Raw genomic sequence first — 23,634 nt, 5'->3', positions numbered from 1 at the left:
GGATGAAGACATACGGGCGGGAACCTGACCTTAGACCGCGACAGCGGGCCGGTGCACCGCCGGGGGCGGGTCCTGACCAGAACTTCCGGGATTGCGCGATATCGCGCGGTTTACGACATTTCTGCGGATCGGCTCTGCATCTTTCGGCACGCTTCGTCCTGCGCGTCCGGTCGTTCCCCGGGCGTCCGTTGAGGCCGTCGGGCGGCGCACCGCCCTTGCCTCACACCCGGGGAACCGATTCCGCTTCGATGCCGCCCTCGATCGCGAGGATGCGGTGCAGCCTCGTGGCGACCAGCAGGCGCTGCATCTGCGGCGGCACTCCGCGCAGCACCAGCCGTCGGTTGACCCGGCCGGCGCGGCGGTGCGCGCCCATGATCACGCCGAGGCCGGTGGCGTCCCAGGAGTCCAGCTCGGTCAGGTCCAGCACGAGATCGCCCCGGCCGGAGTCGACGGCGGCGTGCAGGGCCGTACGGGCGTCCGCCGCGCTGCGGACGTCAAGGCGGCCCCCGACGACCAGCTCGGCGTGGTCGCCCCTGATGTGCATATGCGCTCCCCGGTGTCATGGGTGGTGGTGCCTGGACGTCTACAGATCTGACTGCCTCTCGCGCGGCGAAGTTGCCGCCTGTAAGCGAACCGATACCGAATTCACCCCATGGGGTGAGGCCCATCGGCCCGATGGGCCTGACGCGGTATCAGTGCTCGTAGAAGCCCTGCCCACTCTTGCGTCCGATATCGCCCGCATCGACCATGCGGCGCATGATCTCCGGCGGAGCGAACTTCTCGTCCTGGGACTCGGTGTAGATGTTGTCGGTGGCGTGCAGCAGGATGTCGATGCCCGTCAGGTCGGCGGTGGCCAGCGGTCCCATCGCATGGCCGAAGCCCAACTTGCAGGCGGTGTCGATGTCCTCGGCGCTGGCCACGCCGGATTCGTAGAGCTTGGCGGCCTCCACGACCAGCGCCGAGATCAGGCGGGTGGTGACGAAGCCGGCCACATCGCGGTTGACGACGACGCAGGTCTTGCCGACCGACTCGGCGAACTCCCGGGCGGTGGCGAGGGTTTCGTCGCTGGTCTTGTAACCGCGGACCAGTTCGCACAGCTGCATCATCGGCACCGGCGAGAAGAAGTGCGTGCCCACGACCCGCTCGGGGCGGGAGGTGGCCGCCGCGATCTTGGTGATCGGGATGGCGGAGGTGTTGGAGGCCAGCACCGCCTCATCCTTGACCAGCTTGTCGAGCGCCTGGAAGATCTCCCGCTTGATCTCGATCCGCTCGAAGACGGCCTCGACGACGATATCGGCGTCGGCGGCGGCCTCCAGGTCGGTCGAGGTGGTGATGCGGGCCAGCGCCTGCTCGGCGGCGGACGCCTCCAGCTTGCCCTTGGCGACGAACTTCTCGTACGAGGCCTCGATACCGCCCTTCCCCCGGGCCAGCGCCTCGTCCGTCACATCGCGGAGGACCACGTCCCAGCCCGCCTGGGCGGAGACCTGCGCGATACCGGACCCCATGAGTCCGGCGCCGATGACGGCGAGCTTCTTTGCCACTGCTGTCCCCTCACACCCTGTGCATTTGACGGTCCTGGGTGACGTTAGCGGTCGTAAGCGATCCTTTGGAGGGTTAGAGATGCGCGTCACGCCCGCCCGTCACCCGACGATCGCCCGTAACGAGGCCCTTCGGGCCGCAGCGCCGATTATTCATGACGGACATCACACCGCCGGGGTGCACCCGCGGGGCACGATCCGGACAGTTGGCCGTCAGTCGCCCGCCCGTACGGCGTAGTTGAGGACCTTTTCGCCCAGCAGCTCTTCCATCTCGTCGAGCAGGACCAGGGCCTCCCGGGAGGCCTCGGCGGGCTTGCGGCCCTCGATCATCTGCTGCGCGATCCAGCCCATCAGACTCTGGTGCACCCAGCCGATCTGGCCCGCCATCAGGCCGGGCAGCGGATCGGTGGCCGGCGCCCCGGTCTCCTCCCGGAGGGTCTGCTCCAGGTTGGCGTGGATCTCGTGCTGCATGTACCAGAGGCGCGCCTTGAGGGCCGACGCCCCGTGCACCACCCGCATGAACCGGTCGTAGCCCTCGATCAGCCCGACCCGCGGGGAGACCGCCTCGACCTCTTCGCGCAGCTCCCGCAGCACGGCGGCGGCCGCGGACTCCCCCGCCGCCCGGCCCCGCACGAAGCGGGAGAGCCGGTCCAGCAGGCCCTTGCTCCGGTCGAAGAAGAGGTCCTCCTTGGCCGGGAAGTAGTTGTAGACGGTGTTGACGGAGACCTCGGCCGCCTCGGCGATCTCCGCGATGGTCACCGCGTCGAAGCCGCGCTCCAGGAAGAGGCCGGTCGCCACGTCCGAGATGTACTGGCGGGTCTGCCGCTTCTTCCGCTCCCTGAGTCCCTCTGCCATGCCCTCACCCTACCTCTCAATGGAGACCCTGCAATTTTGGGGACGTTGCAATTTTTAAGTCCCTCTGTTTTTCTGGGGACATGCCAGTCCTCAGTGCGTCCGGCCTCGCCCGGACCTTCACCACCAGAAACGGCCCCGTCGAGGCCGTACGCGGTATCGACCTCACCGCCGAACGCGGCGAGATCCTCGGCTTCCTCGGCCCCAACGGCGCCGGGAAGACCACCACCTTGCGGATGCTCACGACCTTGCTCGCACCCACCGGCGGCACCGCGACCGTGGCCGGCTGCGACCTCGTCCGCGACCCGGCGGGCGTGCGCCGCGCCACCGGTTACGTCGCCCAGTCCGGCGGCGTCGACCCGAACGTCTCCGTACGGGAGGAGCTGGTCACCCAGGCCCGCCTCTACCGCCTCGGCAAGGCCGAAGCCCTGGCCCGTACCGAGGAGTTGGCCGCCGGCCTGGGCCTGGACGGGCTGCTCGACCGCAAGACCGCCGCGCTCTCCGGCGGCCAGCGGCGCCGGCTGGACATCGCGATGGGTCTCACCCACCGCCCCGAGGTGCTGTTCCTCGACGAGCCCACCACCGGGCTCGACCCGGGCAGCCGCGCCGGCCTGTGGGAGCTGGTCCGCCGCATCCGCGCGGAACACGGCACCACCGTCTTCCTGACCACCCACTACCTCGACGAGGCCGATGCGCTGGCCGACCGGCTGGTGATCGTCGACAAGGGCGTGGTGGTCGCCGACGGCACCCCTGAGGCCCTCAAGCGCGCCCATACCGGCTCCCCCGACGCCTCCCTCCAGGACACCTTCCTCGCCATCACCGGCACCGCCCCCGCACCACGGGACCAGGCCCCCGTCGCCCTCTAGGAGCTCTCCTTGTCCGCCCTGCTCTCCGACACCGCGCTGGTCTTCGGGCGGTACGCCCGCCAGACGCTGCGCTCCAGACTCCAGATGCTCTTCGGCGTGCTGATGCCGCTGCTGTATCTGCTCTTCTTCGGTCCGCTGCTGACCGATCTGCCACTGTCCTCGTCGGGCAGCTCCTGGCAGGTGCTGGTCCCCGGCCTGCTGCTCCAACTCGCCCTGTTCGGGGCCTCGTTCTGCGGTTTCGGCATCATCGTCGAGAAGCAGTACGGGGTCGTGGAACGGATGCGGGTGACCCCGGTGAGCCGGCTGGCGCTGCTGCTGGGGCGGGTGCTGCGGGACGCCCTGCTGTTCGTCTTCCAGGCGGTGCTGCTGGTGCTGGCCGCCCTGGTCATGGGGCTGCGCGCGCCGCTGCCCGGCGTCCTCATCGGCTTCGCGTTCGTCGCCCTGCTGACCGTGTCGCTGGCCTCGCTGTCGTACGCGCTGGCCCTGAAGGTGCGCACCCCGCAGGAGTTCGGGCCGGTCATCAACTCCCTGACGATGCCCTCGATGCTGCTGTCCGGTCTGATGCTGCCGATGGCGCTGGGGCCCAGGTGGCTCGATGTGCTCTCGCACTTCATGCCGTTCCGCTATCTCGTGGACGCGGTGCGGGCGGGCTTCGTCGGTTCGTACTCCTCGTCGGCCATGCTCTACGGCGTGGTGGTGGCGGTGGCGTTCACCGCGCTGTCCATGACCTTCGGCACCCGGGCCTTCCGCAGGTCGGCGGCGTAGGCTCGCCCGTATGGTGAATCTGACGCGCATCTACACCCGCACCGGCGACAAGGGCACCACCGCCCTCGGCGACATGAGCCGCACCGCCAAGACCGACTCGCGGATCGCGGCGTACGCCGACGCCAACGAGGCCAATGCCGCGATCGGTGTGGCCCTGGCGCTCGGGTCGCTGCCCGAGGACGTCGCCGCGGTGCTGCTGCGGGTGCAGAACGACCTGTTCGATGTCGGCGCGGACCTGTCGACTCCGGTGGTGGAGAACCCGGAGTTCCCGCCGCTGCGCGTCGAGCAGGGCTATATCGACAAGCTGGAGGCCGACTGCGACCGCTTCCTGGCGGAGCTGGAGAAGCTGCGCAGCTTCATCCTGCCCGGCGGGACGGCCGGCGCCGCGCTGCTGCACCAGGCCTGCACGGTCGTCCGCCGCGCCGAGCGCTCGACCTGGGCAGCCTTCGAGGAGCACGGCGAGACGATGAACCCGCTCACCGCCACCTACCTCAACCGCCTCTCCGACCTCCTGTTCATCCTGGCCCGTACGGCCAACAAGGAGGTCGGGGACGTGCTCTGGGTACCGGGCGGGGAACGCTGACCCGGGGGCCGGGGCGCCGGTCCCGCCGGAGCGGCGCCCCGGCCGGCCGGAGCGGTCCTAGCTGAGCGTCTTCTCCGGCGGCCGGGCCGTCTCCGCCTCGGTGGCGGTGCTCCGGGCCGGCTCCTTCTTGCGCCAGACGAGGTAGCTCAGCGCGATCAGCCCGTGGAGGCCGACGATCCGCAGCGCGGTGAGCTGCCACTCGTGCAGTGAGCGGGTGTCGCCGCCGTCACCGACGTACCAGACGGCGAGCTGCAACAGCCCCGCGGCGACCGCGGCCATCACCACCGTGCGCAGCCACAGCTTCCCCTCGTGCCGGGCGCGGGCGAGTCCGTGGCGCGGCGGTTTGACCGGCCGCGGGCCGCCCGCGAAGCGGTGCGCGAAGTGCCCGTCGACCCACTTGATCGTGTAGTGGCCGTAGCCGACCGTGAAGCCGATGTAGACGGCGGCCAGACCGTGCTTCCCGTCCGCCGCCGCCCCGTTCTTCAGGTCGACCGCCGTGAAGATCAGCAGGAACAGCTCCAGCAGCGGCTCCATCAGCAGCACCGCCGCTCCGGTGCGCGGCATCCGCACCAGGTAACGCAGTGCCAGGCCGACCGCCAGGAGTACCCAGAAGCCGACCTCGCAGGCAATGATCAGCGCGACGAGCACGGCTGTTCCCCCTTCGAGTCTTTCCACCGGACAGCTCCAGCCTTCCAGCGGCCACCGGCCGGTGCCTCGTCACCCGCGACGATTCCCGGCTGCATCCTTCGATGTAGCGCGGGCCGTAGGGGATGCCCCGTACGGGGAGGCGACGGGTCCGGGCGCCGTGTTGGATGGTGGGGTGACCGTCGGCCCCTCGTCCCGCGCCGCAGCGACGGCATCCACGCGTGCCACGCCCCCGCGGCAGGGTCGCCCGGCGCTCCGTAAGGGGCCCGGAAGCCGGACGGCCGGAGCCGGACGGAAATGATCCAGGAGCACATGGTGCGAGTTCTGGCCGAAATGCGCCGTACGAACGGGCCGTTACGGGCCCCGGGGACGGCTGGAGGGCGCGCGGGGTCCGCCGCGTACCCGACAGCGGCGCGGCCCGCCGCAGGGGAGGAAACATGACGCACACAGCCGCCGGCACACCGCCGGTCCGGGTGCTGGTCGCCGAGGACCAGTCCTCCGTACGGGCCGGCCTGGTCCTCATCCTGCGTTCCGCCCCCGACATCGAGGTCGTCGGCGAGGCGGCGGACGGCGTGGAGGCGGTCCGGCTCGCCCGCGAACTGCGCCCCGACCTCGTCCTCATGGACATCCAGATGCCCCGCCTCGACGGGGTCTCCGCCACCCGCCGGGTGGCCGCCGAGCGGCTGGCGGATGTGCTGGTGCTGACCACCTTCGACCTCGACGAATATGTCTTCGGGGCGCTACGGGCGGGGGCCGCGGGCTTTCTGCTCAAGGACAGCGAGGCGGCCGAGCTGCTGACCGCGGTGCGCACGGTGGCGTCCGGCGAGGGGCTGATCGCACCGGCGGTGACCCGGCGGCTGATCGCGGAGTTCGCGAGCCCACGGCCGCCGGGACGGCCGCCGCGGACCGGCACCGAACCGGACCGGACGGTCCTGGCCCCGCTGACCCCTCGCGAGCGCGAAGTACTGGGATGCCTGGGGCGGGGGCTGTCGAACGCCGACATCGCACTACGGCTGGCGATGGCGGAGGCCACCGCGAAGACCCATGTCAGCCGGCTGCTGGCGAAACTGGACCTGCGCAGCCGGGTACAAGCGGCCGTACTGGCACAGGAGTTGGGAGTGGACGGGCCGTAAAGGGGGCGGGGCCGGGGCCTTGGGGGCGGACAACCCTAGGGGCGGGCCGTGGGGAGAAGCCCTAGGTGGAGGCCGACGGCGTCCCGTAGGGGATGCCGGGCCCCCTTGCGGGCCACAACGAAGCAGGGCCGGGAGCTATTCCCGCCGCCGCACGCCCACGCCACACGCTTCACGCGTCACGCGTCACGCGTCACGCGTCACGCCACATTGACCCTCTGGCCGGGCGGTGCCGCCTCCAGCCAGGCGAGGAAGCCGGTCAGTGCGTCCTCGCTCATCGCCAGTTCCAGACGGGTGCCGCGGTGCCGGCAGGCCAGCACGAGGGAGTCGGAGAGCAGCGCCAGTTCCTCCTCGCCCTGGGGCGTACGGCGCTCCAGGACCTCGATGGCCGAGCGCTCCAGGAGGTGGCGGGGCCGGGGCGCGTACGAGAACACCCGGAACCACTCGATCCGGTCTCCGTTGTAGCGGGACACACCGTAGATCCAGCCCTTGCCGCCGGTCTCGTTCTCCGGGACGTTCCAGCGCAGGCTGCAGTCGAAAGTGCCGCCGGACCGCTGGATGAGCCGCCGCCGCAGTCCGAAGACGAACAGTCCCAGCAGCACCAGGACCAGCACCACGACGATGCCGCTCACAAGCAGAGCGAGGAACATCTCGACCGACCTCCTCGCCTCGATGGGGGTCCCCCCGCGCTGGTCGGGCGCGAAGGACGGACACGCACCTGCATTGCCTCAGCCGCGGGTCGCTCCGGACAACTCCGGGCGGCCCGCGGCTGAGGATCGATCTCGCCGGCGGCGGGGTTCAGTGAACGCCCGTCACCGCACGCAGCCGGACATCGGCGCGACGCTCGGCGGCCGCGTCAGCGTCCGACTTCGCTCGCTCCAGTGCCCGCTCCGCGCGCTGGACATCGATCTCGTCCGACAGCTCGGCGATCTCCGCGAGCAGAGACAGCTTGTTGTCGGCGAACGAGATGAAGCCGCCGTGCACAGCGGCGACGACGGTGCCGTCCCCGCTCTCCCCGGTCGTACGAATCGTCACCGGGCCCGACTGCAGCACGCCGAGCAGCGGCTGGTGTCCGGGCATGACGCCGATGTCGCCCGACGAGGTGCGCGCGACGACCAGGCTGGCCTTGCCGGACCAGACCTGACGGTCGGCGGCGACCAACTCGACGTGCAGCTCAGCCACGATGGCTCCTCGGGTCTCCACCTGCCTGGCTCGGCAGATGTTGGGTCAAATACTAGTGGTCGTACGGGCCGGGGGCGGCCAGGGCCGCCCCCGGGACCGGCGCCGGGGTCAGGAGACGCCCAGCTCCTTGGCATTGGCCTTCAGGTCCTCGATGCCACCGCACATGAAGAACGCCTGCTCGGGGAAGTGGTCGTAGTCACCGTCGGCGATCGCGTTGAACGCCGCGATGGACTCGTCCAGCGGGACGTCCGAACCGTCGACACCGGTGAACTGCTTCGCCACGTGGGTGTTCTGCGACAGGAACCGCTCGATACGACGGGCGCGGTGGACGGTGAGCTTGTCCTCCTCGCCCAGCTCGTCGATACCCAGAATCGCGATGATGTCCTGGAGGTCCTTGTACTTCTGCAGGATCGTCTTGACGCGCGAGGCGCAGTCGTAGTGGCCCTGCGAGATGTAGCGGGGGTCCAGGATCCGGGACGTCGAGTCCAGCGGGTCGACCGCCGGGTAGATGCCCTTCTCCGAGATCGGGCGCGACAGAACGGTGGTCGCGTCCAGGTGGGCGAAGGTGGTCGCCGGCGCCGGGTCGGTCAGGTCGTCCGCGGGGACGTAGATCGCCTGCATCGAGGTGATCGAGTGACCACGGGTCGAGGTGATGCGCTCCTGCAGCAGACCCATCTCGTCGGCCAGGTTCGGCTGGTAACCCACCGCGGAGGGCATCCGGCCGAGCAGGGTCGACACCTCGGAACCCGCCTGGGTGTACCGGAAGATGTTGTCGATGAAGAAGAGCACGTCCTGCTTCTGCACATCGCGGAAGTACTCCGCCATGGTCAGACCGGCCAGGGCGACGCGGAGACGGGTGCCCGGGGGCTCGTCCATCTGACCGAAGACCAGCGCGGTCTTGTCGATGACGCCGGAGTCCGTCATTTCCTCGATGAGGTCGTTGCCCTCACGGGTGCGCTCGCCGACACCGGCGAACACCGACACACCGTCGTGGTTGTTGGCCACGCGGTAGATCATTTCCTGGATCAGAACGGTCTTGCCGACACCGGCACCACCGAACAGACCGATCTTTCCACCCTTGACGTACGGGGTGAGCAGGTCGATGACCTTGACGCCGGTCTCGAACATCTCGGTCTTGGACTCGAGCTGGTCGAAGGTCGGGGCCTTGCGGTGGATCGCCCAGCGCTCGGTGACCTCGGACGCCGCCTCCGGCTTGTTCAGGATCTCACCGAGGGTGTTGAACACCTTGCCCTTGGTGATGTCACCGACGGGGACGGTGATCCCGGTGCCGGTGTCGGTCACCGCGGCCTGGCGGACCAGACCGTCGGTGGGCTGCATGGAGATGGCACGGACCAGGCCCTCACCCAGGTGCTGGGCGACCTCGAGGGTCAGGGTCTTCAGGGCGCCGGCCTCGGCCGGGTCGGCGACCTCGACGGTCAGCGCGTTGTAGATGTCCGGCATCGCGTCGACGGGGAACTCCACGTCGACGACCGGGCCGATGACCCGCGCGACGCGGCCCGTAGCCGTGGCCGTTTCAACAGTGGTGGTCATAGTGGTCAGTCACTCCCCGCGGTCGCGTCGGCCAGAGCACTGGCGCCACCGACGATCTCGCTGATTTCCTGGGTGATTTCGGCCTGTCGGGCCGCGTTGGCAAGCCGCGAGAGCGACTTGATGAGCTCTTCTGCGTTGTCGGTCGCCGACTTCATCGCACGACGCGTGGCGGCGTGCTTGGAGGCGGCGGCCTGCAGGAGCGCGTTGTAGATCCGCGACTCGACATACCGCGGAAGCAGGGCGTCGAGGACGTCCTCGGCCGACGGCTCGAAGTCGAACAGCGGAAGGATCTCGCCCTTGGCCGACTCCTCGGACTCCGCCACCGCCTTGTCGAGACTCAGCGGCAGCAGCCGGTCGTCGATCGCCGTCTGCGTCATCATCGAGATGAACTCGGTGGTGACGATGTGGAGTTCGTCCACGCCGCCCTCGGCGGTGTCCTGCTGGACAGCGTCGATCAGCGGTGCGGCGATCGCCTTGGCGTCCGCGTACGTCGGGTTGTCGGTGAAGCCGGTCCACGACTCCACGACCTTGCGCTCGCGGAAGCTGTAGTACGACACACCCTTGCGCCCGACGATGTAGGCGTCGACCTCCTTGCCCTCGGCCTTGAGGCGCTCGGTGAGCTTCTCGGCGGCCTTGATGACGTTGGAGGAGTAGCCGCCGGCCAGACCGCGGTCGCTCGTGATGAGCAGCAGCGCGGCCCGCGAGGGCTGCTCCGCCTCCGTCGTCAGCGGGTGCTGGGTGTTCGAGCCCGTGGCAACCGCTGTCACCGCGCGGGTCAGTTCACTCGCGTACGGCGTCGACGCCGCCACCTGGCGCTGCGCCTTGACGACGCGCGAGGCGGCGATCATCTCCATCGCCTTGGTGATCTTCTTGGTCGCGGTGACGGAGCGGATGCGACGCTTGTAGACCCGGAGCTTGGCTCCCATGGATCAGGTCCCTTCCGTCGTCACTTGCTGGTGCCGGCCGGGGCGTCCTCGCCGAGCAGCTTGCCGTCCGAGGTCTCGAACTGCCGCTTGAAGCCGTCGACGGCCTCGGCGATCGCGCCGATGGTGTCGTCGGACATCTTGGCGCCCTCGCGGATGCTGGTCAGCAGGTCCTTCTTCTCCCGGTGGAGGTGGTCGAGGAGCTCCCGCTCGAAGCGGCGGATGTCCTCGACCGGGACGTCATCCATCTTGCCGTTGGTGCCGGCCCAGATGGAAACGACCTGGTCCTCGGTGGCGTACGGGCTGTACTGGGGCTGCTTGAGCAGCTCAGTCATCCGCTTGCCGCGCTCCAGCTGAGCCTTGGAGGCCGCGTCCAGGTCGGAACCGAAGGCGGCGAACGCCTCCAGCTCGCGGTACTGGGCGAGGTCGACACGGAGTCGGCCGGACACCTGGCGCATGGCCTTGTGCTGGGCCGAGCCACCGACGCGGGAGACCGAGATACCCACGTTCAGCGCCGGACGCTGGTTGGCGTTGAAGAGGTCCGACTCCAGGAAGCACTGGCCGTCGGTGATGGAGATGACGTTGGTCGGGATGAACGCCGACACGTCGTTCGCCTTGGTCTCGACGATCGGGAGGCCGGTCATCGAGCCGGCACCCATCTCGTCGGAGAGCTTGGCGCAGCGCTCCAGCAGACGCGAGTGCAGGTAGAAGACGTCGCCCGGGTAGGCCTCACGGCCCGGCGGACGGCGCAGCAGCAGGGACACGGCGCGGTAGGCGTCGGCCTGCTTCGAGAGGTCGTCGAAGATGATCAGGACGTGCTTGCCCTGGTACATCCAGTGCTGGCCGATGGCCGAGCCGGTGTAGGGCGCCAGGTACTTGAAGCCCGCCGGGTCGGACGCCGGGGCGGCGACGATGGTGGTGTACTCCAGGGCGCCGGCCTCCTCCAGCGCACCGCGCACGGACGCGATGGTGGAGCCCTTCTGGCCGATGGCGACGTAGATGCAGCGGACCTGCTTCTTCGGGTCGCCCGAGCGCCAGTTGTCGCGCTGGTTGATGATGGTGTCGACGGCCAGGGCGGTCTTGCCGGTCTGGCGGTCACCGATGATCAGCTGACGCTGGCCACGGCCGATCGGCACCATCGAGTCGACGGCCTTGTAGCCGGTCTCCATGGGCTCGTGGACCGACTTACGGACCATGACGCCCGGAGCCTGCAGCTCCAGGGCGCGGCGGCCCTCGGACTCGATCTCGCCGAGGCCGTCGATCGGGTTGCCCAGCGGGTCGACGACGCGGCCGAGGTAGCCCTCGCCCACGGCGACCGAGAGCACCTCACCGGTGCGCTGCACCGGCTGGCCCTCCTCGATGCCGCTGAACTCACCGAGGACAACCGCACCGATCTCGCGCTCTTCCAGGTTCAGCGCAAGACCGAGCGTGCCGTCCTCGAACTTCAGCAGCTCGTTCGCCATCGCCGAGGGAAGGCCCTCGACCTTCGCGATGCCGTCTCCGGCCTCGCTTACCGTGCCGACCTCCTCGCGCGAGGCCGCGTCCGGCTTGTACGCCTGGACGAAGTTCTCCAGCGCGTCCCGGATCTCCTCCGGCCGGATCGTGAGCTCCGCCATCTGGGTTCCCTGCTCTCCTTGTTGGGCCCGAAGTTACTTGCGGGTGTCTGGGGGGCTGTCCCCCAGGGGGTTTCCGCTTACGGCCCAACTCGGGCCGCCGTCATGCTTGTGCTGGTCCCCGGGGCTTCCTCCGGACCGCAGCCGGACCTCGTGGTCCGGCCGGCTGGTCCGGCGCCTGCCGCCGGTTGTGCAGCTCTTGAGTTGGTGGCTGGGTCAGCCGGCCATCCGCCGGGCCGCCTCGTCGAGGCGCTCCGCGATGGTCCCGTTGATGACCTCGTCGCCGATCCGGACCTGGACTCCGCCGAGGACCTCGGGGTCCACGTCGAGGTTCAGGTGGACCTGCCGTCCGTACAGCTGCGCCAGGGAAGCGCCCAGGCGCTGCCGCTGCCCTTCGGTGAGGGGCACCGCGGAGGTGACCACCGCGACCATCCGGTCCCGGCGGCTCGCCGCCAGCTTGGAGAGGGCGTCGAGCCCCGCTTCCAGGCTACGGCCCCGCGGCTGTACGACAAGACGGATCACGATGCGCTCGGTGACCGGGTTGGCCCGGCCGCCCAGCAGCGCATTCAGCAGGTCCGTCTTGGCCGCGACCGTCGCGTTCCGGTCGGTCAGCGCACCGCGCAGCTCGCTGTTGGAGCTGACGATCCGGCCGAACCGGAAGAGCTCGTCCTCGACGTCGTCGAGCTGACCGGCCCGCTGCGCGGCGACCAGATCGGCGCTGTAGGCCAGCTCCTCGAGCGCGTCCGTCAGGTCGCGCGAACCCGACCAGCGGGCGCGGACCATGCCGGACACCAGGTCGGCGGCCGGGCCGCCCACCTTGTTGCCGAGCAGCCGTCCGGCCAGTTCGGCACGCGCCTCGGCGGCCTGCGCCGGGTCGGTCAGGACCCGACGCAGCGACACCTCGCGGTCGAGCAGAGCGGTGACGGCAGCCAGCTCCTCGGCGAGCTTCGCGGCGTCGACGGAGGTGTCATCCGTCAGCGCGTTGAACTGCTCGCGTGCGGAGGCGAGTGCCTCGCGGCTCGCTCCGTTCATCGTCCGGCCTCAGCCTTCGTCGCGTCCGACGCCGCCTTGGCCTCGACGTCGTCGAGGAAGCGGTCGATGGTCCGGCTCTGCCGGGCGTGGTCCTCGAGGGACTCCCCGACGAGCTTGCCGGCCAGGTCGACGGCGAGCTTGCCCACGTCCTGGCGCAGCGCCTGCGCGGCCTGCTTCCGGTCCGCCTCGATCTGGGCGTGACCGGCAGCGATGATCTCCTCACGCTGCCGCTGGCCCTCGGCGCGCATCTCAGCGATGAGCGTCGCGCCCTGCTCCTGCGCCTCCTGGCGCAGACGCGCGGCCTCGTGGCGGGCGTCGGCGAGCTGTGCCCGGTAGTCCGCGAGCACCTGCTGAGCCTCGGCCTGATTCGCCTCGGCTTCCTCCATGCGGCCTTCGATGAGCGTCCGGCGCTCTTCCAGAACCTTGTTGATGTTCGGGAGGAGCTTCTTGGCCAGGAAGCCGAAGACGATGAAGAAGGCGATCAGGCCGATGACCAGCTCTGGAATCGGCGGGACCAGGGGGTTCTCAGGAACCTCCGCCGCCATGTTGAAGCCCAGGGCGTTCACATCAATGCCTTCCGTCTAAATGGATGTCGATGTGGTTCGTTTACTTGAAAACGAAGCCCATGACGATGCCGATGAGGGCGAGCGCCTCACAGAAGGCGAAACCCATGATCTGGTTGGTGCGGATCAGGCCGGCAGCCTCGGGCTGACGGGCCAGGGCCTGGGTGCCGTTACCGAAGATGATGCCAACGCCGACGCCGGGGCCGATGGCGGCCAGGCCGTAGCCGATCGCGCTGGCGCTGCCGGTGAAGGCGGTCGCGGAGGCGAGGTTGACGGTCTCGAGAGCAGCGGACATGCCGTTACTTCCTTCTCATTTCACGGACCGGTGGGGGTTGGCCACCGGACAGCTGTTGGGGCTGGGAGACGGGGTGCTCAGTGGTTCTCGGCGAGCGCACCCTGGACGTAGTTGCAGGCCAGGAGGACGAAGACGTACGCCTGAACGGCCTGGATGAAGAGCTCGAAAGCCGTCATCGCGAGGGTCATGGCGAACGAGGCCCCGGCGTAGACGATGCCGATGCCGTTCAGCAGGTACCAGCTGGCGATGGTGAACATCAGGATCAGCAGGTGGCCCGCGAACATGTTCGCGAAGAGCCGGACCGCGTGGGTGAACGGCCGGATGATCATGTTCGAAAGGAACTCGATCACGACGATCAACGGCAGGACCCAGCCGAGCGACTTGTCATAGCCGGTGATGTTCTTCCAGCCGCCGACGAAGCCGTGCTTCTTGAAGGTCAGGTAGACCCACAGGATGTAGACCATCGCCGCGAGCCCCACGGGGAAGGCGATGACCGACGTCACCGGGAACGCCATCACCGGGATGATGGACCAGATGTTCATGACCCACACGAAGAAGAACAGCGAGACCATGAAGGGGACATATTTGTCGCCCTCCTTCTTCCCCAGCGCGTCATAGACGAGCCCGCGGCGCACGAAGTCGTAGCCCGCCTCGCCGATCATCTGCAGCTTTCCGGGCACGACCTTGGCCCGGCCGAATGCCGCCCAGAAGAACCACACCACGACGATCGTGCTGAGGAACGCCAGCAGCATCGGCTTGTTGAACTCGTAGCCACCGATGGTGAAGAGGGGTTCGAAGACGAACGAATGAAGGCCCGGGGCCTCGAAGCCACAGCCGGAAAAGATGTGGCAGTCGGTCTCGAAGGCGAGCATCGTTTCAGCACTCACCGCGAGCTCCTTCAGCGTGGCGCATGGGTACGGCAACCTCGTTGTGTCGGCGCGGCGTTGAGCCACGGAGCGGCACTGGACTGGTCTTACGGATTTGGGGGCGGCTGGCGGGCGCTTGGCCCGGCCACATCACAGGCATCGGCCGCGAGAACTTCCCGTTCCATCGAGTGGAACTCGGGAGCTCAGCCGCCCGCGCCAACTGTGCCGCAGTTGGCACCGGACGATAGCAGGCCCGCAAGAGGGCATTTATCTCGGCCCTACGTGTCACGTCGGCGACCCCGCCGTCTCCGCCTTCTTCTGCTCGGCGGAGTCGGGTTCCACGTACAGAATCTTCGCCCTCATATGACCGCGGGTCTGTGCCGCGATCCATACGAGAGTGGCGCCGAGCAATGTGAACGCAAACGCCTTGGTGTCGAAGAGGGCTGTGTCCTTGAACACGACCAGGAAGACCAGCACGAACAGGATCTGCGTCGTGTAGAGCAGCAGTCCCATCATCTGGAACAGCTGAGGAAGATTCCTCGCGGTCTTCTGCAGGACGGCCAGGCCGGCCCCCATCACGAGCACCACCAGCACCGTGCCGACGACAGCGCCGATCACTCCCTTCACGCCCGCGACCACACCGCTCACGGCAACGGCGACAGCGCCGATGGCAAGGGTGGGCACAACGGCGTGAAGGAGTAGTCGGGCGTCATTCGACTGCATGGCGGCGCTCCGGCAAAAGATGTGGGGTGTGTCGTCATGGACGAGCGTAGACCCGGCCTGAGGTGGAACCTGCGGCCCAAGGACAGTCGCACTACGGCCCTTCGGCTCTGTCGCCGGGTTTCGTGAACGGTATCACAAACTATTTGATGAGGTCTTTACCTGGTTCGTGTGGACCCTGTCACACCTGAGCGTGAACGTGCGCGTTGGTGCACTGACGAGCCGCGTTATGTCTGGTATAGCGTCAACCGTCCCGATTCCTGATGCGCGTTCGGGCGATCGAACCTCTGAATCAGTGGTGACTGTCCGCCTTCCGGCGCCCCACGAAGCGTGAACGGTCGCCGATCGCGGTGGCGCCGTGCAGACCCGCGGGGACCGGTTCGCGCTCCTCCGCCGACTCAACGTCGTGCTCGCCGGCCGCCGCTGCGTCCGCCGCGTCCGCCGTCCCGGCCGACGCCGTCGCGGGGGCCACCCGCCGGTAGCGCGGCGGCACCATCCACTCCGCCCAGAGCGGCGCCCGCGGCGTGAAGCGCGGCAGCAGGAGCAGCACCAGGCCCACCGCGCTCAGCAGCACGATGCCGAGCACGATCCACATGCTGGCGTTGTTCGCGGAGTAGGCGACGGCGCCGAAGGCGATCAGCGCCGACCAGAAGTACATGATCAGCACCGCGCGGCTGTGCGAATGGCCGATTTCCAGCAGCCGGTGGTGCAGATGGCCGCGGTCGGCGGCGAACGGCGACTGGCCCTTCCACGTACGCCGCACGATCGCCAGGATCAGGTCGGCGACCGGCACCGCGATGATCGTCAGCGGCAGCAGCAGCGGGATGTAGACCGGCACCATCGCGTGGGTCGCCTCGCGCAGACCGCCCGCCTTGACGTTGAGCAGGTCCGGGTCGACCTGGCCGGTCACCGAGACCGCGCCCGCGGCCATGACCAGGCCGATCAGCATCGAGCCCGAGTCGCCCATGAAGATCCGCGCCGGGTGCATGTTGTGCGGCAGGAAGCCGAGGCACATGCCCATCAGAACGACCGAGAACAGCGTTGCGGGCGCGGCCGCCTCGATGCCATAGCCGAACCACATCCGGTACGCGTACATGAAGAACGCCGCGGCCGCGATGCACACCATGCCGGAGGCGAGTCCGTCCAGGCCGTCCACGAAGTTCACCGCGTTGATGGTGATCACGACGAGGGCCACGGTCAGCAGCGTGCCCTGCATCGGGGTGAGGGAGACCGTGCCGACACCGGGGATCGGGATCCAGAGGATCGTCAGGCCCTGGAGGACCATCACGCCCGCGGCGATCATCTGGCCGCCGAGCTTCACCAGGGCGTCCACGCCCCACTTGTCGTCCAGGACGCCGAGAATCCAGATCAGCGCGGCGCCGGAGAGCAGCGCCCGGGGCTCGTTGGAGCTCTCGAAGACACTCTTGAGGTTGGTCAGATGCGAGGCGACCAGCAGACCGGCACACAGCCCGCCGAACATCGCGATGCCGCCGAGTCGTGGCGTCGGCTCGCGGTGTACGTCACGCGCACGGATCTCCGGCATCGCACCGGCCGCGATCGCGAACTTCCGCACCGGGCCGGTCAGCAGGTAGGTCACCGCGGCCGTGACGCACAGCGTCAGCAGGTATTCACGCACGGGCTGCCCCATTGGTATAGCTGGCCATCACAGCCCCACACCCTATGCGTGTCCGCCCCCTGGCCGTGAATACAGGAATAGACGCCTGGTGTCAGCGGATGGTTCCCGCCGTCATCCGTGATCGGGATAAGGCGGAAAGCCGTGGACCAAAGCGACGGTGCGGGAACGGACCGCGCCGTCCTCCTCCAGCGCCGCCACGATCAGCTCGGCGACCGCCTTCATCTCCGTCTCGCCCATGCCCTGGGTGGTCACCGCGGCGGTGCCCAGCCGGATGCCGGTCCGGCGGGCCGCGAGGACGTCGGGGGTCTCGGCACACGGCAGTGCGCAGGTGTCCAGCACGATGCCGGCGGCGGCCAGCCGGCCCCGGGCGCTGCGTGCGTCCAGGCCGAGCGGGGCCGTATCCGCGGTGATCAGATGGGTGTCGGTACCGCCGGTGGTGATCGTCAGACCGTGGCCGGCGAGCGCCTCGGCGAGCGCGCGGGCATTGGCCGTGACCTGATGGGCGTACGCGCCGAAGGCGGGCGTGGCGGCCTCCGCGAAGGCCACGGCCTTGGCGGCGACGGCATTCATCTGCGCGCCCCCCTGGGTGAAGGGGAACACCGCGCGGTCGATCCGCTCGGCCAGCTGCGCGCCGCACAGGATCAGCCCGCCGCGCGGCCCGCGCAGCACCTTGTGTGTGGTTCCGCACACCACGTCGGCGTACGGGACGGGGCTGGGCGCCGCTCCCCCGGCGATCAGCCCGAGGGGGTGGGCGACATCCGCGATCAGGTAGGCGCCGGTCTCGTCGGCGATGTCACGGAAGGCGGCGTAGTCGAGGTGCCGGGGGTAGGAGATCGAGCCGCAGACGATGGCCTTGGGGCGGCGGGCGCGGGCCAGCTCGCGGATCGCGTCGTAGTCGAGGAGGCCGGTCTCCTCGTCGACGCCGTAGCCGGCGAAGTCGAACCAGCGGCCGGAGAAGTTGGCCGGCGAGCCGTGGGTGAGGTGTCCGCCGTGCGGGAGGGACATCGCCAGGACGGTGTCCCCGGGGCGCAGCAGGGCGGCGTAGGCGGCCAGGACGGCCGAAGACCCGGAGTGGGCCTGGACGTTGGCGTGTTCGGCACCGAAGAGGGCCTTGGCGCGCTCCACCGCGATCCGCTCGGCGAGGTCGACGATCTCGCAGCCGCCGTGGTGCCGGGCGCCCGGATAGCCCTCGGCGTATTTGTTGCCCAGCGGGGAGCCGAGGGCGGCCAGGACGGCCGGTGAGGTGAAGTTCTCCGCGGCGATGAGCTGCAGCCCGTCACTCTGCCGGGCGCTCTCCCCGAGCAGGACGCCGGCGATCTCCGGGTCCTGGCGCAGCAGCGCGGCGAAGTCCGGGGAGCCGGCCGGCCGGGTGCCGGCCTCACGGGCGGCCCGCGCCCGGTCCTCGACGGTCGCGGCCGTCCCGGCGCCGGCGGCCGGCGCGGTGGCCTGGGGACGGGTGTCCGGGGTCTCGCTACGGGGTGACGCGGTGGTGGCAGGCATCGCTTGCTCCGGGCCTCGTACGGGGACGTAGTCCCAATGTAGGCGCGGCAGGGCGATCGGGCGCGGTGTGCGGGCCGCTCGGGGGCCCCGGATGCGACGTCCGGGGCCCGGGGTCTCAGGCCCGCGCCGGGACCCCTGTGAGGGCGGTGACGACCGGGTCGAGCGCCTGGTTGATCTCGTCGCCGATGGAGCGGAAGAAGGTGATGGGGGCGCCGTAGGGGTCGTAGACCTCGTCGGACTCCGGGTTGGGCGCCAGCAGCCAGCCGCGCAGCGCAGCGGCGGCGCCGACCAGCGCGCGGGCGCGCTCGACCAGCCCGCCGTCCGGCAGGTCCGGATCGGGCTCGGGCAGCGTGGCCGGATCTATGGCCCGTACCAGCCGGTTGAACTCCTTCAACGTGAAGGTGCGCAGACCCGCCGAGTGGCCCATCGAGATGACCTGGGCCCGGTGGTCGCGGGTGGCGGTGAGCACCAGGTCGGCGCGGATGACGTGCTCGTCGAGCAGCTCACGGCCGAGGAAGCCGGCCGGGTCGGCGCCGTAGTCGGCGAGCACCGTGGCGGCGTGCGTCTCCATCGGGGCGCCTTCGTGGCCCCACGTTCCGGCGCTCTCCACGAGCAGCCCGCCGCTGCGCGCCGCACCGAGCCGCAGCTCCAGGGCATGGCGGTGCAGCCGCTCGGTGATCGGCGAGCGGCAGACGTTGCCGGTGCTGACGTGGAGAATCCGAAAAGGGGACGGCGGAGGTACCGGGGTGTCGTCGCCTGGTCCCGCTATGCCACGCCCCAGGGGCGGCATCAATTGGCCACCTCGAGCTCGGGTACCACCTTGCGCAGCTCCTCCGCGCCGATCGCGCCCTCGCGCAGCAGCACCGGGATCCGGCCGGTGACATCGACGATCGAGGACGGCACGGCGGCGGGCGTCGGGCCGCCGTCCAGGTAGACGGAGACCGAATCGCCCAGCATCTCCTGTGCGGCGTCGCAGTCCTGCGGGGACGGGTGGCCGGTGAGGTTGGCGCTGGAGACGGCCATCGGGCCGAACTCGGTGAGCAGCTCGATCGCGACGGGGTGCAGCGGCATCCGTACCGCGACCGTGCCGCGGGTCTCGCCCAGGTCCCAGGTCAGCGACGGCTGGTGCTTGGCGACGAGGGTGAGCGCGCCGGGCCAGAAGGCGTCGACCAGCTCCCAGGCCTGCTCGGAGAAGTCGGTGACCAGGCCGTGCAGGGTGTTGGGGGACCCGACGAGGACCGGGGAGGGCATACCGCGGCCGCGGCCCTTGGCCTCCAGCAGGTCGCCGACGGCCTCGGCGCTGAAGGCGTCCGCGCCGATGCCGTAGACGGTGTCGGTCGGCAGCACGACCAGCTCACCGCGGCGGACGGCCGAGGCGGCCTCGCGCAGACCGGTGGTGCGGTCGGTCGCGTCGCTGCAGTCGTATCGCCGTGCCATTACGGGACCTCCTCGTGCGAAACGAATACTTCGGATGCATCGGCTGCATCAGGCGCCGAAGCGGGCCACGTCATGGCGTCGCCCGGCGCGCGGTGGCGAAACGGGGCCTGTTGTTGAGGTCCGGGTGATCGGCCGCATCGGCCCAGCCCCGCTCCTCGGTGAAGATCCACGGCACCTGCCCGCCCTGGGTGTCGGCATGCTCGATGACGACCACACCGCCGGGCCGCAGCAGACGGTGTGCGGTCCGCTCGATGCCCCGGATGGTGTCCAGGCCGTCCTGACCCGAGAACAGCGCGAGCTCGGGGTCGTGGTCGCGTGCCTCGGGGGCGACGTACTCCCACTCGGTCAGCGGGATGTACGGCGGGTTGGAGACGACCAGGTCGACCTGCCCGTCCAGTTCGGGAAGCGCGGTCAGCGCGTCGCCGTGATGGAGAACGACGCGGGACCCCTCGACGTTCTTGCGGGCGTAGTCCAACGCCTCTTCGGACAGCTCGACGGCGTGCACCCGCGAGCGGGGCACCTCCTGCGCCAGGGCGAGGGCGATCGCCCCGGAGCCGGTGCACAGGTCGACGATCAGCGGCTCGACGACGTCCATGGCCCGCACCGCGTCTATCGCCCAGCCGACCACCGACTCGGTCTCCGGGCGGGGCACGAACACCCCCGGGCCGACGGCGAGTTCGAGGTAGCGGAAGAACGCCCGGCCGGTGATGTGCTGGAGCGGCTCACGGGCCTCGCGGCGGGCGACGGCCTCCCAGTAGCGGGCGTCGAAGTCCGCGTCCTTGACGTGGTGCAGCGCACCCCGTTTGACGCCGTGCACGAACGCCGCGAGCTCCTCGGCGTCGAAGCGCGGCGAGGGCACACCGGCGTCGGCCAGCCGCTGGGTGGCCTGGGCCACCTCGGCGAGCAGAAGGTTCACGGGGCCTTCCTCCTAGTGCGCTGCGTCTTCATGGTGCGGGGTTCGCGTCGGCCGGCCGGGGGTGCCGGGGGGTGCGGGACTACTGGGCGGCGGCGAGCTTGGCGGCCGAGTCGGCGTCGACGCAGGCCTGGATGACCGGGTCGAGTTCGCCGTCGAGGACCTGGTCCAAGTTGTACGCCTTGAAGCCGACCCGGTGGTCGGAGATGCGGTTTTCCGGGAAGTTGTACGTCCGGATGCGCTCGGAGCGGTCGACCGTACGGACCTGGCTGCGCCGGGCGTCGGACGCCTCGCGCTCGGCCTCCTCCTGGGCGGCGGCCAGCAGCCGGGAGCGCAGGATGCGCATCGCCTGCTCCTTGTTCTGGAGCTGGCTCTTCTCGTTCTGGCAGGAGACGACGATGCCGGTGGGCAGGTGCGTGATGCGGACCGCGGAGTCGGTGGTGTTGACGGACTGGCCGCCGGGGCCGGAGGAGCGGTAGACGTCGATCCGCAGGTCGTTGGCGACGATCTCCACCTCGACCTCCTCGGCCTCGGGCGTGACCAGCACGCCGGCCGCGGAGGTGTGGATGCGGCCCTGCGACTCGGTGGCGGGCACCCGCTGGACGCGGTGCACCCCGCCCTCGTACTTCAGCCGCGCCCAGACGCCCTGTCCGGGCTCGGTGGCGCCGCCCCCGCCCTTGGTCTTCACGGCGACCTGGACGTCCTTGTAGCCGCCGAGGTCGGACTCGTTGGCGTCGAGGATCTCGGTCTTCCAGCCGACCCGCTCGGCGTAGCGCAGATACATCCGCAGCAGGTCGCCGGCGAACAGCGCGGACTCCTCGCCGCCCTCACCGGCCTTGACCTCGAGGATGACGTCCTTGTCGTCGCTGGGGTCGCGCGGGACCAGCAGCAGCCGCAGCTTCTCGGTCAGCTCCTCGCGGTGGGCGTCGAGTTCCTTGACCTCTTCGGCGAAGTCCGGGTCGTCCGCGGCGAGTTCGCGGGCGGTCTCGATGTCGTCACCGGTCTGCTTCCAGGCGCGGTAGGTCGCGATGATCGGGGTCAGCTCGGCGTAGCGCTTGTTGAGCCGCATGGCCTCGCGCTGGTCGGCGTGGACCGCGGGATCGGCCAGCCGCTTCTCAAGATCGGCGTGCTCGCCGGTGAGTTCTTCGACCGCCTCGAACATCGTGGAGTTCCTCTGCTGGCTGCTGTGGTGACCGGGGTACCGGGGCGCGACGGGTACTGCGCCGCGGGGCCCCGGGACGCCCGTACGGGAGCCAAGGGCCAGGACGACAAAACGCCGGTCCGGTCACCCCTGAGCAGGGGCGACCGGAGACCGGCGCCTTGAGGGTCGCTACTTCTTGGCAGCGGCGCCCTTGCCGAAGCGGGCCTCGAAGCGGGCCACGCGGCCGCCCGTGTCCATGATCTTCTGCTTGCCCGTGTAGAACGGGTGGCACTCGGAGCAGATGTCGGCGCGGACCGTGCCGCTGGCGACCGTGCTACGGGTGGTGAAGGACGCGCCACAGGTGCAGCTGACCTGGGTCTCGACGTACTCCGGGTGGATGTCGCGCTTCAAGGGATTCTCCTAGGTTCGGGAGTGCACCGGGTCGTGTCGCGGGTTGCGTCACGTGAACCGGGGCCGACGGTCCAGTCTGCCAGGACTAGCCGTATCTCCCAAAACCGGGGTGCGGCCGCAGCTATTCCCCGGCCGGTCCCGGGGCCCGCCAAAGCCCCGGGACCGCGGCGCCCCGGCTACTTCACGTAGGTGTCCGTGCCGCCCTTGTCACCGGCCGAGCCCTTGATCGCGGACTTGGGGATGTCCTGGTCCTGCCGGAGGGCGTCCCAGACCTGACGGCTCTGCTTGGTCAGCGGCAGCACCCGGTCGGGGTCCTGGGCGTCGTACGTCACCGGCAGCGTCACCATGTTGATGTTCTCCGCCCCGATGTTGCCCAGGCTCTTGGCCAGGCCGGTCAGTTCGCTGACCGAGTTGAGGTCGGTGTCGGTGGTGATGGCCTTGGTGGCGGTGTCGGCGATGTCGTAGAGCTTGGTGGGGTTGGTGAGCAGCCCGACGTTCTTGACCTGCTTCATCAGGGCCTTGATGAAGGTCTGCTGGAGCTGGATGCGGCCGAGGTCGCTGCCGTCGCCGCCGGGGACGCCGTGCCGGGTGCGGACGAGGCCGAGCGCGTGCTCGCCGTCCAGGGTGTGGGTGCCGGGCTGCAGATGCAGGTGGCTGTTGTTGTCGTCGATCGCCTTGCTGGTGGTGATCTGCACACCGCCCAGCGCGTCGATGAGCTTCTTGAAGCCGGTGAAGTCGACCTCGACGAAGTGGTCCATCCGGATACCGCTGATCGACTCGACGGTCTTCACGGCGCAGGCCGGGCCGCCGACCTCGAACGCGGTGTTGAACATCGCCCGGTCCGAGCCGGGGACGTCCTTGCCGTCCTTGGAGCAGTCGGGGCGCTCGATCATGGTGTCCCGGGGGATGCTGACCACGCTGGCCTTCTTGCGGCCCTTGTAGACGTGCACGACCATCGCCGTGTCGGAACGGGCGCCGCCCTCGTCCCGTCCGTACGCACCGTTCTTGCCGGCGCGCGAGTCGGAGCCCATCACGAGGATGTCCATCGAGCCGTCGTCGACGTTTTTCGGCCGGTCGTGGCCGAGGGCGGCGTTGATGTCCACGCCCTTCAGATTGCCGTTGAGCTTGAAGTAGACGTATCCGAGTCCGGCACCACCGAGCAGAACCACACTGGTCAGCGTGCACACAGTGATGGTCGCCACTCGGCGGCGCCGGGTCGGTCCCTTGCGCCGGCGTCCCGTGGGACGTAGGGCGCGGGCGCGGCTTTCGGCCGTTATCGCTTCGCCGTTGCTGTCCGCCATCTGCTCCTCAGTCCTCGTTTCCTCGGCTGCGCCTCGCCGCCGCCGGGCTGCGTGCAGGCACGGCCCGTAGCTCCTTGTCAGACGGGAGGTCGAGGGGAAGGGTTGCACAGCGAGTCATGAGCGATTTCTTAGAAATCCGCGGCGGCCGGGCGGACGGGCCCGGGGCCTTCG

26 protein-coding genes are annotated in these 23,634 nt (G+C 69.5%); 4 read left to right on the top strand and 22 right to left on the bottom strand.

Translation table 11 applies throughout. The features are described from left to right. Nucleotides 1–220 precede the first annotated feature (220 nt). The 3 genes from ACFW5B_RS25195 to ACFW5B_RS25185 all read right to left on the bottom strand — a co-directional run bounded on the left by ACFW5B_RS25195 (nucleotide 221) and on the right by ACFW5B_RS25185 (nucleotide 2,393). Nucleotides 221–544 (bottom strand): STAS domain-containing protein, encoded by a 324-nt coding sequence (locus ACFW5B_RS25195; protein ID WP_042148793.1) that lies wholly within the window; start codon nucleotides 542–544, stop codon nucleotides 221–223. 148 nt (nucleotides 545–692) lie between these two features. Further along, nucleotides 693–1,541 (bottom strand): 3-hydroxyacyl-CoA dehydrogenase family protein, encoded by an 849-nt coding sequence (locus tag ACFW5B_RS25190; RefSeq protein WP_386443742.1) that lies wholly within the window; start codon nucleotides 1,539–1,541, stop codon nucleotides 693–695. A gap of 210 nt (nucleotides 1,542–1,751) precedes the next feature. Next, nucleotides 1,752–2,393: a TetR/AcrR family transcriptional regulator gene (locus ACFW5B_RS25185; RefSeq protein WP_386443739.1), complete on the bottom strand. Its 642-nt coding sequence runs from the start codon at nucleotides 2,391–2,393 to the stop codon at nucleotides 1,752–1,754. Nucleotides 2,394–2,473: 80 nt separating this feature from the next. On the opposite strand from ACFW5B_RS25185, the gene ACFW5B_RS25180 reads away from it, so the two are divergent. From ACFW5B_RS25180 to ACFW5B_RS25170, 3 genes are read left to right on the top strand one after another with little or no spacing between them, the layout of a single operon-like run. Continuing rightward, nucleotides 2,474–3,256: an ABC transporter ATP-binding protein gene (locus tag ACFW5B_RS25180; protein ID WP_386443736.1), complete on the top strand. Its 783-nt coding sequence runs from the start codon at nucleotides 2,474–2,476 to the stop codon at nucleotides 3,254–3,256. Nucleotides 3,257–3,265: 9 nt separating this feature from the next. Beyond that, nucleotides 3,266–4,021, top strand: coding sequence for an ABC transporter permease (locus ACFW5B_RS25175; RefSeq protein ID WP_386443733.1), 756 nt, complete (start codon nucleotides 3,266–3,268; stop codon nucleotides 4,019–4,021). Nucleotides 4,022–4,031: 10 nt separating this feature from the next. Beyond that, the gene (locus tag ACFW5B_RS25170) at nucleotides 4,032–4,604 is read left to right on the top strand and encodes a cob(I)yrinic acid a,c-diamide adenosyltransferase (RefSeq protein WP_386443730.1); all 573 of its coding nucleotides are present in this window, start codon (nucleotides 4,032–4,034) and stop codon (nucleotides 4,602–4,604) included. Between the two features lie 57 nt (nucleotides 4,605–4,661). Here the strand turns inward: ACFW5B_RS25170 and ACFW5B_RS25165 are convergent, their stop codons facing one another. Continuing rightward, nucleotides 4,662–5,252: a hypothetical protein gene (locus tag ACFW5B_RS25165; protein ID WP_386443771.1), complete on the bottom strand. Its 591-nt coding sequence runs from the start codon at nucleotides 5,250–5,252 to the stop codon at nucleotides 4,662–4,664. Nucleotides 5,253–5,686: 434 nt separating this feature from the next. Here ACFW5B_RS25165 and ACFW5B_RS25160 point away from each other — a divergent pair, with 434 nt between their 5' ends. After that, nucleotides 5,687–6,382: a response regulator gene (locus ACFW5B_RS25160; protein WP_386443727.1), complete on the top strand. Its 696-nt coding sequence runs from the start codon at nucleotides 5,687–5,689 to the stop codon at nucleotides 6,380–6,382. A 197-nt stretch (nucleotides 6,383–6,579) separates the two neighbouring features. Here ACFW5B_RS25160 and ACFW5B_RS25155 read toward each other — a convergent pair whose 3' ends face one another. The 18 genes from ACFW5B_RS25155 to ACFW5B_RS25070 all read right to left on the bottom strand — a co-directional run bounded on the left by ACFW5B_RS25155 (nucleotide 6,580) and on the right by ACFW5B_RS25070 (nucleotide 23,463). Further along, nucleotides 6,580–7,029 carry a DUF2550 domain-containing protein gene (locus ACFW5B_RS25155; protein WP_386443724.1) on the bottom strand — a complete coding sequence of 150 codons (450 nt, stop codon included), beginning with the start codon at nucleotides 7,027–7,029 and terminating at the stop codon, nucleotides 6,580–6,582. A gap of 148 nt (nucleotides 7,030–7,177) precedes the next feature. Continuing rightward, nucleotides 7,178–7,561: a F0F1 ATP synthase subunit epsilon gene (locus ACFW5B_RS25150; protein ID WP_030065547.1), complete on the bottom strand. Its 384-nt coding sequence runs from the start codon at nucleotides 7,559–7,561 to the stop codon at nucleotides 7,178–7,180. 108 nt (nucleotides 7,562–7,669) lie between these two features. Continuing rightward, a complete protein-coding gene (atpD, locus tag ACFW5B_RS25145) occupies nucleotides 7,670–9,112 on the bottom strand; it encodes a F0F1 ATP synthase subunit beta (protein ID WP_386443720.1) in 1,443 nt (480 codons plus the stop codon). Between the two features lie 5 nt (nucleotides 9,113–9,117). Continuing rightward, entirely contained in the window at nucleotides 9,118–10,038 is a 921-nt protein-coding gene (locus ACFW5B_RS25140) for a F0F1 ATP synthase subunit gamma (protein WP_386443717.1), read from the bottom strand. Between the two features lie 20 nt (nucleotides 10,039–10,058). Beyond that, nucleotides 10,059–11,651 (bottom strand): F0F1 ATP synthase subunit alpha, encoded by a 1,593-nt coding sequence (gene atpA / locus ACFW5B_RS25135; protein WP_361325230.1) that lies wholly within the window; start codon nucleotides 11,649–11,651, stop codon nucleotides 10,059–10,061. A gap of 213 nt (nucleotides 11,652–11,864) precedes the next feature. Continuing rightward, nucleotides 11,865–12,680, bottom strand: coding sequence for a F0F1 ATP synthase subunit delta (locus ACFW5B_RS25130; protein WP_386443714.1), 816 nt, complete (start codon nucleotides 12,678–12,680; stop codon nucleotides 11,865–11,867). Next, the gene (locus tag ACFW5B_RS25125) at nucleotides 12,677–13,246 is read right to left on the bottom strand and encodes a F0F1 ATP synthase subunit B (protein WP_336050207.1); all 570 of its coding nucleotides are present in this window, start codon (nucleotides 13,244–13,246) and stop codon (nucleotides 12,677–12,679) included. The genes ACFW5B_RS25130 and ACFW5B_RS25125 overlap by 4 nt, the downstream gene beginning before the upstream one ends. A 40-nt stretch (nucleotides 13,247–13,286) precedes the next feature. Next, on the bottom strand, nucleotides 13,287–13,538 hold the full coding sequence (atpE, locus tag ACFW5B_RS25120; protein ID WP_030414140.1) for an ATP synthase F0 subunit C: 252 nt from the start codon (nucleotides 13,536–13,538) through the stop codon (nucleotides 13,287–13,289). Nucleotides 13,539–13,615: 77 nt separating this feature from the next. Then, a complete protein-coding gene (atpB, locus tag ACFW5B_RS25115) occupies nucleotides 13,616–14,410 on the bottom strand; it encodes a F0F1 ATP synthase subunit A (RefSeq protein ID WP_386443769.1) in 795 nt (264 codons plus the stop codon). A gap of 279 nt (nucleotides 14,411–14,689) precedes the next feature. After that, entirely contained in the window at nucleotides 14,690–15,127 is a 438-nt protein-coding gene (locus tag ACFW5B_RS25110; protein WP_386443709.1) for a hypothetical protein, read from the bottom strand. A 289-nt stretch (nucleotides 15,128–15,416) separates the two neighbouring features. Beyond that, entirely contained in the window at nucleotides 15,417–16,772 is a 1,356-nt protein-coding gene (locus ACFW5B_RS25105; RefSeq protein ID WP_386443706.1) for an MraY family glycosyltransferase, read from the bottom strand. Nucleotides 16,773–16,871: 99 nt separating this feature from the next. Next, on the bottom strand, nucleotides 16,872–18,260 hold the full coding sequence (gene glyA / locus ACFW5B_RS25100) for a serine hydroxymethyltransferase (RefSeq protein WP_386443704.1): 1,389 nt from the start codon (nucleotides 18,258–18,260) through the stop codon (nucleotides 16,872–16,874). Between the two features lie 115 nt (nucleotides 18,261–18,375). Next, nucleotides 18,376–19,050: a protein-tyrosine-phosphatase gene (locus ACFW5B_RS25095; protein WP_386443701.1), complete on the bottom strand. Its 675-nt coding sequence runs from the start codon at nucleotides 19,048–19,050 to the stop codon at nucleotides 18,376–18,378. Beyond that, entirely contained in the window at nucleotides 19,050–19,697 is a 648-nt protein-coding gene (locus ACFW5B_RS25090; protein ID WP_386443698.1) for an L-threonylcarbamoyladenylate synthase, read from the bottom strand. The genes ACFW5B_RS25095 and ACFW5B_RS25090 overlap by 1 nt, the downstream gene beginning before the upstream one ends. A gap of 70 nt (nucleotides 19,698–19,767) precedes the next feature. After that, nucleotides 19,768–20,613, bottom strand: coding sequence for a peptide chain release factor N(5)-glutamine methyltransferase (prmC, locus tag ACFW5B_RS25085; protein WP_386443695.1), 846 nt, complete (start codon nucleotides 20,611–20,613; stop codon nucleotides 19,768–19,770). 79 nt (nucleotides 20,614–20,692) lie between these two features. Next, entirely contained in the window at nucleotides 20,693–21,772 is a 1,080-nt protein-coding gene (gene prfA / locus ACFW5B_RS25080) for a peptide chain release factor 1 (protein WP_386443692.1), read from the bottom strand. Between the two features lie 168 nt (nucleotides 21,773–21,940). Continuing rightward, on the bottom strand, nucleotides 21,941–22,162 hold the full coding sequence (gene rpmE / locus ACFW5B_RS25075; RefSeq protein WP_085922923.1) for a 50S ribosomal protein L31: 222 nt from the start codon (nucleotides 22,160–22,162) through the stop codon (nucleotides 21,941–21,943). Between the two features lie 176 nt (nucleotides 22,163–22,338). Then, entirely contained in the window at nucleotides 22,339–23,463 is a 1,125-nt protein-coding gene (locus ACFW5B_RS25070; protein ID WP_386443687.1) for an LCP family protein, read from the bottom strand. Between the last annotated feature and the right edge of the window lie 171 nt (nucleotides 23,464–23,634).

Origin of the sequence: Streptomyces sp. NPDC058773 (genome assembly GCF_042746015.1) — a bacterium.
Lineage (GTDB): Bacteria > Actinomycetota > Actinomycetes > Streptomycetales > Streptomycetaceae > Streptomyces.
This window is presented reverse-complemented; position numbering and strand designations above follow the sequence as displayed.

What these genes read in the sequence shown, in the direction of transcription:
- ACFW5B_RS25110 (WP_386443709.1), bottom strand. Translation starts at nt 15,127, where the DNA reads ATGCAGTCGAATGACGCCCGACTACTCCTTCACGCCGTTGTGCCCACC.
- ACFW5B_RS25195 (WP_042148793.1), bottom strand. Translation starts at nt 544, where the DNA reads ATGCACATCAGGGGCGACCACGCCGAGCTGGTCGTCGGGGGCCGCCTT.
- ACFW5B_RS25155 (WP_386443724.1), bottom strand. Translation starts at nt 7,029, where the DNA reads ATGTTCCTCGCTCTGCTTGTGAGCGGCATCGTCGTGGTGCTGGTCCTG.
- glyA (WP_386443704.1), bottom strand. Translation starts at nt 18,260, where the DNA reads ATGCCTGCCACCACCGCGTCACCCCGTAGCGAGACCCCGGACACCCGT.
- ACFW5B_RS25185 (WP_386443739.1), bottom strand. Translation starts at nt 2,393, where the DNA reads ATGGCAGAGGGACTCAGGGAGCGGAAGAAGCGGCAGACCCGCCAGTAC.
- ACFW5B_RS25140 (WP_386443717.1), bottom strand. Translation starts at nt 10,038, where the DNA reads ATGGGAGCCAAGCTCCGGGTCTACAAGCGTCGCATCCGCTCCGTCACC.
- ACFW5B_RS25130 (WP_386443714.1), bottom strand. Translation starts at nt 12,680, where the DNA reads ATGAACGGAGCGAGCCGCGAGGCACTCGCCTCCGCACGCGAGCAGTTC.
- ACFW5B_RS25160 (WP_386443727.1), top strand. Translation starts at nt 5,687, where the DNA reads ATGACGCACACAGCCGCCGGCACACCGCCGGTCCGGGTGCTGGTCGCC.
- ACFW5B_RS25095 (WP_386443701.1), bottom strand. Translation starts at nt 19,050, where the DNA reads ATGCCGCCCCTGGGGCGTGGCATAGCGGGACCAGGCGACGACACCCCG.
- atpD (WP_386443720.1), bottom strand. Translation starts at nt 9,112, where the DNA reads ATGACCACCACTGTTGAAACGGCCACGGCTACGGGCCGCGTCGCGCGG.
- atpE (WP_030414140.1), bottom strand. Translation starts at nt 13,538, where the DNA reads ATGTCCGCTGCTCTCGAGACCGTCAACCTCGCCTCCGCGACCGCCTTC.
- ACFW5B_RS25070 (WP_386443687.1), bottom strand. Translation starts at nt 23,463, where the DNA reads ATGGCGGACAGCAACGGCGAAGCGATAACGGCCGAAAGCCGCGCCCGC.
- atpA (WP_361325230.1), bottom strand. Translation starts at nt 11,651, where the DNA reads ATGGCGGAGCTCACGATCCGGCCGGAGGAGATCCGGGACGCGCTGGAG.
- ACFW5B_RS25090 (WP_386443698.1), bottom strand. Translation starts at nt 19,697, where the DNA reads ATGGCACGGCGATACGACTGCAGCGACGCGACCGACCGCACCACCGGT.
- ACFW5B_RS25180 (WP_386443736.1), top strand. Translation starts at nt 2,474, where the DNA reads ATGCCAGTCCTCAGTGCGTCCGGCCTCGCCCGGACCTTCACCACCAGA.
- prfA (WP_386443692.1), bottom strand. Translation starts at nt 21,772, where the DNA reads ATGTTCGAGGCGGTCGAAGAACTCACCGGCGAGCACGCCGATCTTGAG.
- ACFW5B_RS25170 (WP_386443730.1), top strand. Translation starts at nt 4,032, where the DNA reads ATGGTGAATCTGACGCGCATCTACACCCGCACCGGCGACAAGGGCACC.
- ACFW5B_RS25105 (WP_386443706.1), bottom strand. Translation starts at nt 16,772, where the DNA reads ATGGGGCAGCCCGTGCGTGAATACCTGCTGACGCTGTGCGTCACGGCC.
- atpB (WP_386443769.1), bottom strand. Translation starts at nt 14,410, where the DNA reads ATGCTCGCCTTCGAGACCGACTGCCACATCTTTTCCGGCTGTGGCTTC.